We start from the raw sequence: 14,621 nt of genomic DNA, 5'->3' as shown, positions 1-14,621 counted from the left end.
TCCCCCCCCCCCCACCGAAGATACCCCCCTGTCCCCCGGGACCCCCCCCCCCCCCCCCCCCCCCCCCCCCCCCCCCCCCCCCCCCCCCCCCCCCCCCCCGCCGCATCCACCGATACCCTTGACCGGTGACCGACGCCCAAGAGACCGCAGCAGACCTGCGCACCACCACCGGGGGCGGCCCCCCGGACGACGAGGTTTCGTCCGATGGGCTGCCCATCCCCCTGCTCGAACCGCGCGAGGGCATCCCTCCCGTGGTCGCCGACGACGAGGCCCTCGCCCGTGTGGTCGCGGCCTTCGCCGCGGGCACGGGACCCGTGGCCGTCGACGCCGAGCGGGCCTCCGGGTACCGCTACGGCCAGCGCGCCTACCTGGTGCAGCTCCGCCGCGAAGGGGCCGGATCCGCGCTGATCGACCCCGTGGGGTGCCCCGACCTCTCCTCGCTCGGCGAGGCGCTGTCCGGCACCGAGTGGATCCTGCACGCAGCCACCCAGGACCTGCCGTGCCTGCGCGAAATAGGCATGGTGCCCACCTCCCTGTTCGACACCGAGCTGGCCGGGCGCCTCGCCGGTTTCCCCCGGGTCGGGCTCGGCGCCATGGTCGAGAGCGTGCTCGGCTACGCGCTGGAGAAGGGCCACTCCGCCGTCGACTGGTCCACCCGCCCGCTGCCGGAGCCGTGGCTGCGCTACGCCGCCCTGGACGTGGAGCTGCTGGTGGACCTGCGCAACGCGCTGGAGAAGGAGCTGGACCGGCAGGGCAAGCTCGACTGGGCCCACCAGGAGTTCGACGCCATCGCCGCCGCCCCGCCCGCCCCGCCGCGCAAGGACCCCTGGCGGCGGACCTCCGGAATGCACAAGGTGCGGCGCCGCCGGCAGATGGCCGTCGTCCGCGAATTGTGGGAGGCCCGCGACCGGATCGCCCAGCGACGTGACGTATCCCCGGGCAAGGTTTTGGGCGATGCGGCGATCGTCGAGGCCGCCCTCGCCCTGCCGCTCAACGTGCAGGCGCTGTCCGCCCTGCCCGGTTACGGGCAGCGGATCGGCCGGCGCCAGCTGGAGCAGTGGATGGCGGCCGTGGACCGCGCCAAGGCCCTGCCCGAGAACGAGCTGCCGCAGCCCGGGGCCACCCCGGCCGGCCCCCCGCCGCCACGCTCCTGGGCGGACAAGGACCCGGCCGCCGCGGCCCGGCTGGCCGCGGCCCGCACGGCCGTCTCCGCGCTGGCCGAGGGGCTGAACCTGCCCCAGGAGAACCTGATCACCCCGGACAGCGTCCGGCGGCTGTGCTGGGAGCCCCCCTTCCGAGTCTCCGACGCGTCCGTGGCCGAGGCCCTGGCCTCCTACGGAGCCCGCGCCTGGCAGATCGAGCAGGTCACCCCGGCGCTGGTGACGGCCCTCTCGGCCACCGCCTGACCCGTCCCCAGCTCCCGCGCACACAGAACCCCCGGTCCCGAGGACCGGGGGTTCTTCGTCGTCCGGCGCCCCCGCGCCTGTCCCGGTTCCGCTACAGACCCGCGCGCCCGCTTTTGAACATGCTCAAATCAAGCTAGTTTTTGAACATGATCAAATGGGGGTACGACGCATGGGTACGGGACTTCGAGGCCGAGCGGGAGCGCCGCGCCCGGGTGGGCGATCCCGCCTGGAGCGGGGGCGCCGCGCTGGATCCGGCACTGGTACGGAGCCTGCAGCGGTTCCAGGTCGGTGAGGACGGGGACGGCTCCGCACTGATCGGCAAGGCGCGGCGCGCGGGGGACGCGGCGTACGCGGAGGCGGTCCGGCTCTTCGTGGCCGAGGAACAGAACCACGCGCGGATGTTGGCGCTCCTGCTGGCGGCGGGCGGCGCGGACACGCTGTCCGGCCACTGGAGCGACACGGTCTTCGTCCGGCTGCGCCGGCTGCTGGGGCTGCGGGTGGAGCTGCTGGTGCTGATGGTGGCCGAGGTGGTGGCGCTGCGGTACTACCGGGCGGTGCGGGACGGGGCCGCGGACCCACTGGTGGCGGAGGTGGCGGGGCGGATCCTGGCGGACGAGGAGCGCCACGTGCCGTTCCACTGCCGACGGCTGCGGGAGGGGCTGGCCGGGCTCCCCCGGCCGGTCCGCCGGGCGGTGATCGCGGCCTGGCGGGCGCTGCTCGCGGGCGCGGCCGTGGTCGTGGCCGTCGACCACGGGCCCGCCCTGCGCGGCCTCGGGGTGCGGCGGGGCGCCTTCGTCCGGGACGTGCTGCGCTCCTCGGCCGAGCCGGGCGGCGCCATGTGCGGCGCCGCGGGGCGACCGGGGCCGGCCGGCGCCGCGTCCCGCGCCCGGGCCCTGCGGCGCCGCACGGGCTGACGCGCCCGCCTCCCGGTGGGAGGGCCACCGGAGTGTGACCTTCACCGCTCCTTCGGGTGGGGGTGTCCACAAGGGTTACCCGCAAGTAGCATGGGGCAGGTGAGCGGGCGCTCAGGACATCTGACCGCGCCCCCGCGCAGCAGTGCCACCCCGCACCCTGGAGGAGAGCCATCGTGCCTCGTACCGTCAGGGACGTCGTCTTCGTCGACGGCGTCCGCACCCCGTTCGGCAAGGCGGGCCCGAAGGGCATCTACCACGAGACCCGGGCCGACGACCTCGTCGTCAAGGCGATCCGGGAGCTGCTGCGCCGCAACCCGGACCTGGACCCCGCGAAGATCGACGAGGTCGCCATCGCCGCGACCACCCAGATCGGCGACCAGGGCCTGACGCTGGGCCGCACGGCCGGCATCCTCGCGGGCCTCCCGCAGTCGGTCCCCGGCTACTCCATCGACCGCATGTGCGCCGGTGCGCTCACGGCCGTGACGACCGCCGCCGGTTCCATCGCCTTCGGCGCCTACGACGTGGTCATCGCCGGTGGCGTCGAGCACATGGGCCGCCACCCGATGGGCGAGGGCGTGGACCCGAACCCGCGCTTCGTCAGCGAGAAGCTGGTCGACGAGTCGGCCCTCTTCATGGGCATGACGGCGGAGAACCTGCACGACCGCTACCCCACCATCACCAAGCTCCGCGCCGACGAGTACGCCGTGCGCTCGCAGGAGAAGGCCGCCAAGGCGTACGCCGACGGCAAGATCCAGCAGGACCTGGTGCCGGTCTCGGTGCGCAACACCAACCCGGAGGTCGGTGAGACGGGCTGGGGCCTGGTCACCACCGACGAGCCGATGCGCCCGGGCACCACCCTGGAGAACCTGGCGAACCTCAAGACGCCGTTCCGTACGCACGGACGCGTCACCGCGGGCAACGCCGCCGGTCTCAACGACGGCGCCACCGCCTCGATCCTCGCCTCCGAGGACTTCGCCCGCGAGAACAACCTCCCGGTCAAGATGCGTCTGGTCTCCTACGCCTTCGCCGGCGTGGAGCCGGAGGTCATGGGCTACGGCCCGATCCCGGCCACCGAGAAGGCCCTCGCCCAGGGCGGCCTGTCGATCTCCGACATCGGTCTCTTCGAGATCAACGAGGCCTTCGCCGTCCAGGTGCTCGCCTTCCTGGAGCACTACGGCATCGCGGACGACGACGCGCGCGTCAACCAGTACGGCGGCGCGATCGCCTACGGTCACCCGCTCGCCTCCTCCGGCGTCCGCCTGCTCACCCAGCTGGCCCGCCAGTTCGAGGAGCAGCCGCACGTCCGCTACGGCCTGACCACCATGTGCGTCGGCTTCGGCATGGGCGCGACCACCATCTGGGAGAACCCGCACTTCGACGGAGGCAGCAAGTGAGCACCACCACCACTGAGCTCCTGAAGGGCGCGGCCGAGCTGTTCCCGGACGAGGTCGTCACGCAGGCGCACGTCCGCCACCTCGACCTGCCGTTCGGCGCCGGGCGCTTCGCGCTGCTCACGCTGGACAACGGCCTGGACCACACCAAGCCGACCACCTTCGGCCCGCAGTCCCTCGCCAACCTGAACGCGGCGATCGACCAGCTGGAGCAGGAGGCCCTCGCGGGCTCCATCGTCGGCGCGGGCATCACCGGCAAGCCGTTCATCTTCGCGGTCGGCGCCGACCTCAAGGGCGTCGAGCTGCTCAAGAAGCACGACGAGGCGCTCGCCATCGGCAAGGGCGGCCACGACGTCTTCAAGCGCCTCGCCGCGCTGGCCGTCCCCACCTTCGCCTACTACAACGGCGCGGCGATGGGCGGCGGTGTCGAGGTCGGTCTGCACTGCACCTACCGCACCGTCTCGAAGGCCATCCCGGCCTTCTCGCTGCCCGAGGTCTTCCTCGGTCTGGTCCCCGGCTGGGGCGGCTGCGCCCTGCTGCCGAACCTGATCGGCGCCGACCGCGCGGTCTCGGTGATCATCGAGAACTCGATGAACCAGAACCGCCAGCTGAAGGGCAAGCAGGTCTTCGAGCTGGGCATCGCCGACGCCCTCTTCGAGGGTGCGGACTTCCTGGAGCAGTCGCTGATCTGGACCGCGAACGTCCTCGCGGGCAAGACCGAGGTCGTACGGGCCGAGGTCGACCGCGGCGAGGCCTGGGACGCGGCGGTCGCCCGCGGCCGCGCCATCGCGGACTCCAAGGTGCACGGCGCGGCCCCGGCCGCCTACCGCGCGCTGGAGATCATCGAGGCCGCCAAGGACGGGGACCTCCAGAAGGGCTTCGACGCCGAGGACGCCGCGCTGGCCGACCTGATCATGGGCGGCGAGCTGCGCTCCGGCATCTACGCCTTCAACCTGGTCCAGAAGCGCGCCAAGCGCCCGGCCGGTGCGCCGGACAAGAACCTGGCCCGCCCGGTCACCAAGGTCGGCGTCGTCGGCGCGGGCCTGATGGCCTCGCAGCTGGCGCTGCTCTTCCTGCGCCGCCTGGAGGTGCCGGTGGTGCTCACCGACATCGACCAGGAGCGCGTGGACAAGGGCGTGGGCTACGTCCACGCCGAGATCCAGAAGCTGCTCGGCAAGGGCCGCATCAACCAGGACAAGGCCAACCGCCTGACCGGCCTGGTGAGCGGTGTCCTGGACAAGGCCGAGGGCTTCGCGGACGCGGACTTCATCATCGAGGCCGTGTTCGAGGAGATGTCCGTCAAGCAGAAGGTGTTCGCGGAGGTCGAGGCGGTCGCTCCGGCGCACGCGATCCTCGCCACCAACACCTCCTCGCTGTCGGTGTCGGAGATGGCCTCCAAGCTCCAGCACCCGGAGCGCGTGGTCGGCTTCCACTTCTTCAACCCGGTCGCGATCCTCCCGCTGCTGGAGATCGTCCGCGGCGAGCAGACCGACGACGCCTCGCTGGCCACGGCCTTCGGTGTCGCGCGCAAGCTGAAGAAGACCGCGGTCCTCACCAAGGACGCCCCGGCGTTCGTCGTGAACCGCATCCTCACCCGCTTCATGGGCGAGATCCAGAACGTCATCGACGAGGGCACCCCGGTGGTCACGGCGGAGAAGGCCATCGAGCCGCTCGGCCTGCCGATGTCCCCGCTGGTGCTGCTGGAACTGGTCGGTCCGGCCATCGGTCTGCACGTCTCCGAGACCCTGAACCGTGCCTTCCCGGAGCGGTTCACCGTCTCGCCGAACCTCAAGCGGGTCGTCGAGGCCGGCAAGCGCGGCTTCTACGTCTACAAGCCGGAGAACGGCTTCAAGCCGGAGCTGGACCCCGAGGTCGCCGCCCTCCTGGTGCAGGGCGACTCCGTCCTCACCGAGGAGCAGGTCCGCGACCGCGTCCTGGACGCGGTGGCGCAGGAGATCGGCCTGATGCTGGAAGAGGGTGTCGTGGCCGAGGCCCAGGACATCGACCTCTGCCTGATCACCGGTGCGGGCTGGCCCTTCCACCTGGGCGGCGTCACGCCGTACCTGGACCGTGAGGGCGTCTCGGAGCGGGTGAACGGCAAGAAGTTCCTCGCCCCGGGCGTGGCGAGCGTCCCGGCGTAACGGGAACACCTCCGCACGAGGGACGGCGGGCGGTACGGGAGCGATCCCGTACCGCCCGCCGTTCGCGTTGTTCCGGCCACGGCACTAGATCCGAAAGAGACGACCTACGGCGTCGGCTGGCGGCGGAACTGGAAGACGCCCTCGTACAGGACGTGGTCCGACTCGGTGGCCTTGACCGTCACCGCCCGGGGCGCGGTGAAGTGGGCCTCGGTGGCGAAGACGTAGTCGATCTTGCGGCCGTCCTCGGCGGTCGGCGCGCCGTTGCGGCACCGCGCCGGTACCGGGTCCTGGCAGCGCACTCCCCCGGTCCCGCCCATCTTGAACCAGCGCCGGTTGCGCTCGTCCGCCTCCAGGAAGCGCCCGTCGGGGTCGTGCTGGTCCTTCTCGCCGCGCGTGTGCCCGTACAGCCCGGCCAAGGAGCCCTCGTTGGGCTGCTGGTTCAGGTCGCCCGCCAGGATCACCGGGGTGGTGGGCGCGAAGAGGGCCGGGTCGCCGAACCAGCGGTGGAGCTCCTTCAGCTGGCTGTCGGCGGTCCCCGCGTGGGTCCCGCAGAACGTCACCTCCCGGCCGCGGGCCCGGGTGGGCAGGCAGAGCAGCCCGCGCAGCACCGGCTCCGAGCGGCCCGCGGCCCGGTAGGTCTCGCCGTCCGTGTCGGTGAAGGGCCGGTAGCTCGGCGGGCCGGTCGGCGGCTCGCGGGAGAACACCGCCAGACCGTAGGAGCTGTCGTCGCCGCAGGCCGGCACGTTGCCGTGCATCTGCTGGTAGGCGCCCCGCAGGGCCAGGCCGCGCTCCTTGAAGACGGCCTGCAGCGCCTCGAACTGGCCGCGGCAGATCTCGTTGACGCCGAGCAGGTCGGGATGGCGCAGCGCCACCTCGTCCACCAGCCGGGCGACCGAGGTGCCCCTGCCCGTGCCGCCCCGGTTGTCGCACTGGTGGGCGGCCCCGCAGATGTTCCACTGCAGGACCACCACCGCCTCCCCGGCGGACGGGTCCGCTTCCCCGGACCCGTCCCACAGCGGGGCGTCGGTGCCACCACGGGCCCAGCCCAGGGCCGCGGCGAGCACCAGGACGAGCCCCAGCGCCGCCAGGCGCCGCCTTCTCACGCCGTCACGGCGGGCCCCAGCGGGCTCCCCGTCTCCGGGGTGAGCTGGCGGCGGACGTGGAGCCGCCCGTCGGTCCCGATGACCGCGACGACCACGGCGCCCGCCGCGTCGTAGGCGAGCGAGGGGGCCTGGACGAACATCTCGCCGACCTCGCGCCAGCGGGCCCCGGAGACGTCCTTCTCCCGGTCGGGCAGCGAGACCGCGAGGCGTCCGCGGCCGCTGCGGTGGGCCAGGTGGGCCTCGCGGGCACCGCGCTGCGGGGCCCACAGCGCGGCGACCGCGCCCGTACCGCCGGCGCCTCCCACTCCCGCGCCCGAGCCGGGCCAGCGGCCGGTGTCGTGCTGGCGGTAGGCCATGACCTGCTGGGTGCCGGCCTCGCGGAAGTAGAGGCAGGTGCGGCCGCCGCCGGAGTTCACGGCGGTGATCCCACCGGTGGCCACGGGCCCGGTCACCAGGGAGTCGTCGCGGGTGAAGGGCGCGCCCGGCTCCTTCTGGAACCAGCGGACCACGGAGCTCTTGCCCGGTACGTACAGCTCGACGGTGGCGAACTCGGTGGTGATCGCGGTGCCCGCGTCCTGGAGGAAGCTCCCGCCGAGGCCCACCCAGGGGTCCCAGCCGCCCTGGGCGTTCTGTCGCCGCATGGAGATGCCCTGGTCGAAGTTGCGGGCGAAGACGTACAGCAGGCCCGCGCCGTCCACCGCGGCCATCGGGACGCCCAGCTCGCGCTGGCGGCGGCCGTCGGCGTGGACCCATTCCGGGGACTCCAGCGACTGCCAGCCGCTGAAGCCGCTGCCGTCGGCGTGCTGCGTCGTGTACACCAGGTCGATGCCGACCGCGCCGCCCTCGGCCGTACGGCGGCGCTGCGCCACCACGTGCGCCGGCCCCCCGGGGACCCCGGCCACCGCGATCGTGGGGGCGAGCCAGCCGTCGCCGAGCGGGAAGGGCCCCTGCCAGCGGCCGGTGCCCGGACCGGTCTCGGTGAAGAACACCAGGCGGCCCGCGAGCACGGTGAAGGCGTTCAGGCGGCCGCCGGGACCGAGCCGGAGCCAGTCGGTGGCGGGCGAGTAGCGGTAGGCGGTGCTGCGCATGTGGGTGCTGCGGTAGGGGTTGGGGCCGAGCTGGCGGTCGCCGCAGGCCTGGCAGGTGCCCTGCGGGCAGTGGGTGGCGTCCAGGCCCATGTAGGTGGCCAGGTAGTCGGCCTTCTCGGCCAGCTCCATCCGGTCCAGGTTCGGGCCCCAGAAGCGGTTGGCGTAGGCGCGGTAGTACTCGACGACCGGGGCGCGCTCCGCGCCCTCCCGGTAGCGGGCGAGGGCCGCGATGGCGAACTCGGCGGTGGTGGCGTGGTCGACGTGGTCGGAGGTGACGAACTCGCTCTTGCCGCCGTCGTGTTCCGGGTCGGGGTCCATCGTGCGGACGGTGGTGGGCCGGATCTCGGCGAGCAGCGCGGTGAGGCCCGCGATGACCATCTCGCGGGAGATCTGCTGCACTTCGGTCAGCGCGGACCCGTGCACCGGCACGGTCGCCTGGGTGGGGTGGACGCCGTTCCACAGCTCGAACATCCGGGTGCGCGGGCCCGCGGCGGTGGGCACGCCCATGTGCAGCTGGCAGAAGTACATCCGCACGGACGGCTGGGCGAGGAGGGTGAAGCGCTCCACCGCGAAGCCCGGCACCAGCTCGGTGATCTCGCGCGCCCAGGGGCTGTCGCGCTCGCCGGTGGCCATCCGCGCGTACGCGGAGCGCAGACCGCAGCCGCGGGCCGTGCTGTAGCCCGCGTAGTCGGTGGGCAGCGCGGCCCGCTCCGGGTCGTTGGTGTCGGCGTTGATGCCGTCGCCCTCGCCCGCGGTCAGGACTACCGTGGCGACCGGGTCGCCGTCCTGGAGCGAGCGGACCAGGTCCGGGTTCATGAAGTACAGGTCGTCGTCCTGGTGGGCGACGACGTGCAGGATCGATCGGTTTCGGTTCATCGGTCCACCACGTTCATAGCCATGGCTCCGGAGACGGAGCAGTAGGGCCGGACTCGGACCGGCCGGGACGGGTGCACGACGACGAAGCGGGACACGTCGTCGGCGGAGAGGGGAACGGCGGGGTACGGGTAGGCGCCCCGGACGTCGGGGAAGTCCTCGAAGAGGTGGCACACGCGCACCCGGCGCCGGTGCGCGGGGTCGGGCTGGAGCCACCAGTCCCAGTCCTCCCAGCGGGCGAGGCGGTCCTCCACCAGCTGGACCAGGGGCAGTTCCATCCGGAAGGAGCGCTCGCCGAGCACCTCCACCGGGAGCGACAGCTCGCTGCGGTGCGGACCGCGCCGCACGAGCACGAAGCGGGCGCCGTGCTCCAGGGTCCGCGCTCCGCAGAGCACCCCGGTGACGGTGATCCCGTCCTCGCCGACGAAGACCCCGCTGGCCTCGGCGTGCGCCTCGCGGCGCACGGTGCGCAGCATCAGGGCGCCGTTGGGCTGCGCGTAGGGCAGGTTCCACAGGACCGGTCCGGCGCCGGGGGCTTCGAGGAGGCGGGCGCGGGCGTCGATGAGCCCCCGGGTGTCGCGGATCCCCGCCTTGAGGTGGACGGGGTCGCCCTTGCCGGTGGAGAGCATGACCCGCCACCGGCCGTCGCCGAGGTGGTCGAGGGCGGCGGGCGGGACGACGGCGGTGTGCCGCACGGCCCCCGTGGGCAGCGTCTCGCGCTCGGTGTCCAGGAGCAGGTCGGGCAGCCGGGAGCCGCTGGAGGGGCGGTGCCGCAGCAGGAAGGCGCCGCGGCCCCTGCTCCCGGCGGGGCCGTCGCAGGTCAGGCTCAGCCATCCCGCGTCCGGTGCCTCGGCGTGGCACACGGCGCTCTTCGGCGACTCGGGCGGGGCGCTGTCGCCCGGCGGGCGCCCCAGCCGGGCGGCCGTCGGCCTGCGGTAGCCGGACCGGGCGGCCGCGCGGCGGCCGGCGGCCTCCTCGAACAGGGCGGTGTAGCGGGCGGCGATCACGGCGGGGTCGTAGCGCTCGGCGCTCCGCAGCGCGGCGGCGGCCATCCTGGCGCGCAGCGGCGCGTCGGCCATCAGCCGGCCGAGGCCCTCGGCGATGGCGTCGACGTCCCCGTTGGCGACGAGGAAGCCGTCCTCGCCGTCGCGCAGGATCTCGCGGGGGCCGACCGGGCAGTCGGTGGCGACGACGGGCAGGCCGCAGCGCATGGCTTCGACCAGGGTCATCCCGAAGGACTCGGCGCTGGAGGTCACCGCCGCCACGGAGCCCTTGACCCACTCCGACTCGATCGGCGAGAAGCCGCCCATCAGCAGGATCCGGCCGGCCAGGTCCAGGTCGTTGACCAGGGTCCGCAGCGCGCCGGCCTCGTCCCCGTCGCCGTAGATCCGCAGCCGCCAGTCCGGGAACTCGGGGGCGAGCCGGGCGAAGGCGCGGACCAGCAGGTCGTAGCGCTTGACGTGGTGCATGCGGCCGGCGCTGACGATCACCTTGCGGGTGCCGTCGGAGGGCGCGACCCCGGGCCGCGGGACGCTGTTGGGGACGGCGTGCACGGGCACCCCGGGGACCGGGGTGTGCGTGCGGAAGGAGCGGGCGTCGGCCTCGGTGACCGTGGTGACGAGGTCGAGGCGCGGGTACTGCCGGGCCATCTCGGCCCGTACGGCGCCGGGGACGGCCAGGTGCGTCATGTGCTCCTGGGCCACCCGCAGCGCGCCCTCCCGGGCGTACCGGGCGACGAAGAGGTTCAGGCTGGGCCGGGTGCCGATCACGACGTCGGCGCCGGTCCCGCTCAGCTCGTCGATGATCCGCCGGTCGGACAGGGCGCTGTACTGCTCGTGGAACTCCTCCTGGCGGGGCACCACCAGGGTGGGTCCGGCCAGGTCCGGGTGGCCCCGGTCCGCGCCGGCGGCGCCGGGCCGCAGGTCCACCAGGGCGCGGACGGTGACCTGGGGGGAGATGGCGAACTTGGGGGGCGCGCCGGTGCGCCGGAACACCGAGACGATCTCGACCTCGTGGTCCGCGGACAGGGCCTCGGCGAGGTTGATCACCGTCCGGTTGGTGCCGCCGATGCCGTAGATGTTGTTGATCAGGAAGGAGATCTTCATCGGTCGTGGAACTCCTTCCGCTCGAAGGGACCGGGGACGGGGAAGTAGGACCGCAGGAAGCCCTGGAGCATCCGCTCCTGGCGGCCTCGGTCGCGGCCGTCGGAGACGGTGTCGTTGACGCAGAAGGCCTGGCGGTCGCGGCGGGCCAGCAGGATGTTCAGCCGGCGCTCGACCTCGGGCCGGTCCAGGGGCAGGTAGGCGTAGGCGATGTCCGAGGGCACCGCGCGGCCGGTCAGGTAGGCGTAGTAGTGGTAGAGGGAGGACGGGATGGAGATGTCGCTCGGGCTGCGGAAGCGGCTGAAGGTGGTGGCCCGGTGCGGTCCGGCGAACCGCTCCTCCATCTCGGACAGGACGCTGCGGCGCAGCGGGTAGGGGGCGTGCCGGATCTTCTGCACGAGGGTGGTGCCGAAGAGCTCCTCGATGATCCGCCGGTTGTTCTTGCCGGCCGCGTCCACCGGGCGGTCCCCGGGGGCGACGCCGGGCCGCGGTATCTGGGCGGGCGACAGGAACACCCGGGTCATCCCGTTCGACAGGAAGAAGTCCTGGGGGGTGACGGGGCGGCCGAGGAACATGTCGTCGTTGAAGTACAGGAAGTGCTCGGCGAGGCCGTCGATGTGGTGCAGCCGGCTCTCGATGGCGTGCGAGTTGAAGGTGGGCAGGGCCGCGGGGTCGTCGAATATCTCCCGGTGGTCGACCACCGTGATCCGGGGGTGGTCGGCGTCCAGCCAGTGCGGCCGCTGCCGGTCGGTGACCAGGAAGATCCGCCGGGCCCAGGGCGCGTGCTGGGCCAGCGAGCGCAGCGAGTAGCGCAGTTCGTCGCGGTTGAGGTAGCGCGCGGGGTTGGCGGACTCCGCGTGGTAGCCCTCGCCGCCCTGTTGGCGGCGGCGCCGCTGCCAGTCGGGGTCGTCGCCGTCGACCCAGGTGTAGACGACGTCGACGGGGAAGCGCACGTCCTCGGGCAGTGCGGCGGCGTAGGGCTCGACGGTGCGGACCTGTCGGGGGCGCGGGGTGTGGGGGGCGCAGAAGGCGGTGAGCCGGCCCACGGGGACGGTGATCCGGGGGGCGTCGACCGGCACGCTGCTGGTCACCCGGTTCGGCCGGGGCGCGATCAGCCGCCCCTCCTCCTGCTGCCAGAACTCCAGGTCGCAGCCGTATTCGAGGCCGAGGGAGAGCGAGCCGCCCGGGTCCCGCCAGACCATGCCGACGCGGAGCACGGCGGCCGCGCCGGTGGTGCGGCGGCCGCGGCGCGAGCCGCCGAGCGCGGCCCGGCCCACAACCTGCGGGGCGGCGTCCTGCGTGCCGGCGTCGGCGACGTACACCGGTGCCCGGAGCACGCTCGCGCGCAGGGCGGCGGCCACCCGGGGCCGGTCCTCCTCGCGCACGGCGAGGCAGGCCCGCAGGTCACTGGCCCCGCGCACGGCGAAGTGGTCGACGCCCGCCCGCTCCAGGGCGGTGGTGACCAGGTCGAGGTTGGCCTCGCGCAGCCCGAGCGGCGAGGCCGCCCCGCGCACCAGCGCGATCCGGGCGCTGGTGCCGACCAGTACGGCCAGCCCCTCGCCCTCCTGGAACAGGTGCGGCCAGCGCCCGCGGGCCCGCCGGGCGCGCAGCGACCGGGCCGGGCCGAAGCCGAAGCGGGCCCGGCGCAGCAGCCGCTTGACCACGGTGCGCAGCCCGACGGGGACCCGCCGGGCCAGGCCGCGGCGCAGCCGGGTGGGCAGGACGGCCCGGTAGAGGGCGACCGCCGGGGACGCTTCGGGATTGGCCACGGTCATGAAGGGGTGCCCGCCTCCCCGCGCACGGTCCGCACCGGGAGCGCGGAGCCGGCTCCGGCGCCGGCGTCGAAGTCCACGTCGAACGCGAAGTCCACGGCGTCGAAGCCGGTCCCGGCGCCGTCGTCGAAGGCTTCGGTGGAGAAGCCGGCCAGGAGGGCGGAGGCGGAGCCGAAGCCGGCGGGGGCGCCCGCGGCGGCGGCCTCCGGCGCGGGGGCGGGCTGCGCCACGGCCCGCTCGTAGGGGCTGGGCACGGGGTAGTACCGGCGCAGGAAGTCCAGTACGGACCGGGTCCCGCCGTGGGCGAGCGCGTCGGGCGAGCCCAGCCCGCTCAGCTGCATCTGCTGGGCGTCGCGGCGCACGAGGAGCCGGTCGAGCCAGCGGGTGACGCCGGGCACGGCCGCGTGCACCGCGATCGTGGCCTCGCCGGAGGGTTCGGCGTGCCCGGAGAAGTGCGCGGCGTGGTGGACCACCCCGTCCAGCGGGTGGGTCCCCTCCAGTTCCGGGGCGTACTGGCCCCCGGTGACCGTCCGGTGGCCGCCGAAGCCGTCGGCCACCGCCGCGAGGATCTCGCGCGCGTACGGCTGGGGGCCCGGCGCGTAGCCGTGGGTCACCGCGCGCTGGGTGAAGGAGTACGCCCAGCCGGTCCAGGGCGCCGCCGCCTCGCGCGGCGTCCAGGGCCCGCGCCGGGGCCGGGTGCCGCCGAGCGCGGTGAAGTAGTCGAAGGGCCGCACGGGGCGGCCGAGCAGCGCGCCGGGCCGGAAGTACAGGAACCGGTCGGCGAGGCCGGGCACCGTGTGCAGCTCCTGCTCCGCGTCCGGGCCGGCGGGCACGATCCGCAGCCGGTCGTCGGCGTGCACCCACGGCGGGACGGGCGCGAGCGCGAAGAGGTGCACCCGGTCGATCCAGGGGGCGTACTGGTGCAGCGACCGCAGGGTGGCGCGCAGGAGCGCCTCCGCCCACGGCTCGTCGTGGCACCAGAGCACGGCCGCGTCCACGGGGAAGGTGACCTCTTCCAGGCGCGGCACGTCGAAGCCGGCCCGGGTGCGGGTCGGCGCGGCGCCCGCGTCGGTGTCGGCGTAACCGGTGAGCCGGTCGTGGGTGATCTCCACGGGCCGCTGATCGTCGGCCGGGACGACCCGCTGCACCCGGTTGGGGCGCGGGCCGACCAGCCGGGGGACGGCCCGGCCGGTGTCCGCGGTCCAGAACTCGATCTCCACGCCCTGGTTCTCGCCGATCCAGAGCGAGCCGGTGGGGTCGGTGCGCAGCCAGACGACGCGGATCACCCGGGAGGCGCCGTAGTGCTTCCAGGCCTTGACGTGGCTGCCGGGGATCTTGGCGGTGTCGTCCTTGCCCGGCAGGACGGAGACCACGTAACCGGTCTGCCGCTCCAGCAGCGCGCGCAGCACGCGGCGCACGGCGCGCTTGTGCGCGCGGGGGACGGCCAGGCACATCCGGCGGTCGTCGAGCGCGGGCACGGTGAACCAGGGGATCTTCGCCGTGTCCAGCACGGTGGTGACCAGCGCGAGGTCGGTGCGCCGGGCGAGGTCGGCGGTGAGGCCCGCGTGGACGTGGCCGACCCGGCCGTCCGCCGCCTTGGTCCGGCCTTCCGGCAGATTGCTGAAGTCCGTGGCGCGCAGCCGGCGCAGGGCCCGCTGGTGCAGCCGGGACTCGCGCTGGACCAGGGCGCGGTCCAGCCGCTTCTTGAGCCTACGGCGCACGGGGACGGGCACGGTGCTCATGGCCACGGTGCGCACGGGCCGGGGCACCAGCTTCTGGTAGACCTCGGAGGCGGAACTGTTCGATCCGGATTCTTGCATCTCGCACGCTC

At 74.0% G+C, this 14,621-nt stretch carries 9 protein-coding genes; 4 read left to right on the top strand and 5 right to left on the bottom strand.

The genetic code is table 11. From position 1 onward, the window contains the following. The first annotated feature begins 125 nt into the window (after positions 1 to 125). The 4 genes from ACZ4UB_RS24855 to ACZ4UB_RS24840 all read left to right on the top strand — a co-directional run bounded on the left by ACZ4UB_RS24855 (position 126) and on the right by ACZ4UB_RS24840 (position 5,852). Entirely contained in the window at positions 126 to 1,406 is a 1,281-nt protein-coding gene (locus tag ACZ4UB_RS24855) for an HRDC domain-containing protein (RefSeq protein WP_385781177.1), read from the top strand. Between the two features lie 146 nt (positions 1,407 to 1,552). Continuing rightward, positions 1,553 to 2,320 carry a ferritin-like domain-containing protein gene (locus tag ACZ4UB_RS24850; RefSeq protein ID WP_468073280.1) on the top strand — a complete coding sequence of 256 codons (768 nt, stop codon included), beginning with the start codon at positions 1,553 to 1,555 and terminating at the stop codon, positions 2,318 to 2,320. 173 nt (positions 2,321 to 2,493) lie between these two features. After that, complete coding sequence (locus ACZ4UB_RS24845; protein ID WP_330333263.1) at positions 2,494 to 3,714, top strand: thiolase family protein; 1,221 nt, start codon at positions 2,494 to 2,496, stop codon at positions 3,712 to 3,714. Further along, positions 3,711 to 5,852, top strand: a complete 2,142-nt coding sequence (locus ACZ4UB_RS24840) for a 3-hydroxyacyl-CoA dehydrogenase NAD-binding domain-containing protein (protein ID WP_467958464.1) — start codon at positions 3,711 to 3,713, stop codon at positions 5,850 to 5,852. The genes ACZ4UB_RS24845 and ACZ4UB_RS24840 overlap by 4 nt, the downstream gene beginning before the upstream one ends. Before the next feature lie 104 nt (positions 5,853 to 5,956). Here the strand turns inward: ACZ4UB_RS24840 and ACZ4UB_RS24835 are convergent, their stop codons facing one another. The 5 genes from ACZ4UB_RS24835 to ACZ4UB_RS24815 are packed head-to-tail and all read right to left on the bottom strand — an operon-like array spanning position 5,957 to position 14,610. Further along, a complete protein-coding gene (locus tag ACZ4UB_RS24835; RefSeq protein WP_468073278.1) occupies positions 5,957 to 6,955 on the bottom strand; it encodes an endonuclease/exonuclease/phosphatase family protein in 999 nt (332 codons plus the stop codon). Beyond that, complete coding sequence (locus ACZ4UB_RS24830) at positions 6,952 to 8,919, bottom strand: PIG-L family deacetylase (protein WP_468073276.1); 1,968 nt, start codon at positions 8,917 to 8,919, stop codon at positions 6,952 to 6,954. Before ACZ4UB_RS24830 ends, ACZ4UB_RS24835 begins: the two co-directional genes overlap by 4 nt. Continuing rightward, entirely contained in the window at positions 8,916 to 11,021 is a 2,106-nt protein-coding gene (locus ACZ4UB_RS24825; protein WP_468073274.1) for a glycosyltransferase family 4 protein, read from the bottom strand. The genes ACZ4UB_RS24830 and ACZ4UB_RS24825 overlap by 4 nt, the downstream gene beginning before the upstream one ends. After that, positions 11,018 to 12,793, bottom strand: a complete 1,776-nt coding sequence (locus ACZ4UB_RS24820) for a stealth family protein (RefSeq protein ID WP_468073272.1) — start codon at positions 12,791 to 12,793, stop codon at positions 11,018 to 11,020. Before ACZ4UB_RS24820 ends, ACZ4UB_RS24825 begins: the two co-directional genes overlap by 4 nt. After that, complete coding sequence (locus ACZ4UB_RS24815; protein WP_468073270.1) at positions 12,790 to 14,610, bottom strand: sugar phosphotransferase; 1,821 nt, start codon at positions 14,608 to 14,610, stop codon at positions 12,790 to 12,792. Before ACZ4UB_RS24815 ends, ACZ4UB_RS24820 begins: the two co-directional genes overlap by 4 nt. Between the last annotated feature and the right edge of the window lie 11 nt (positions 14,611 to 14,621).

The sequence above is a fragment of the Streptomyces sp. NPDC028419 genome (genome assembly GCF_055565515.1).
The sequence above is the reverse complement of the archived record's forward strand: the minus strand, read 5'-3'. Positions and strand labels throughout refer to the sequence as shown.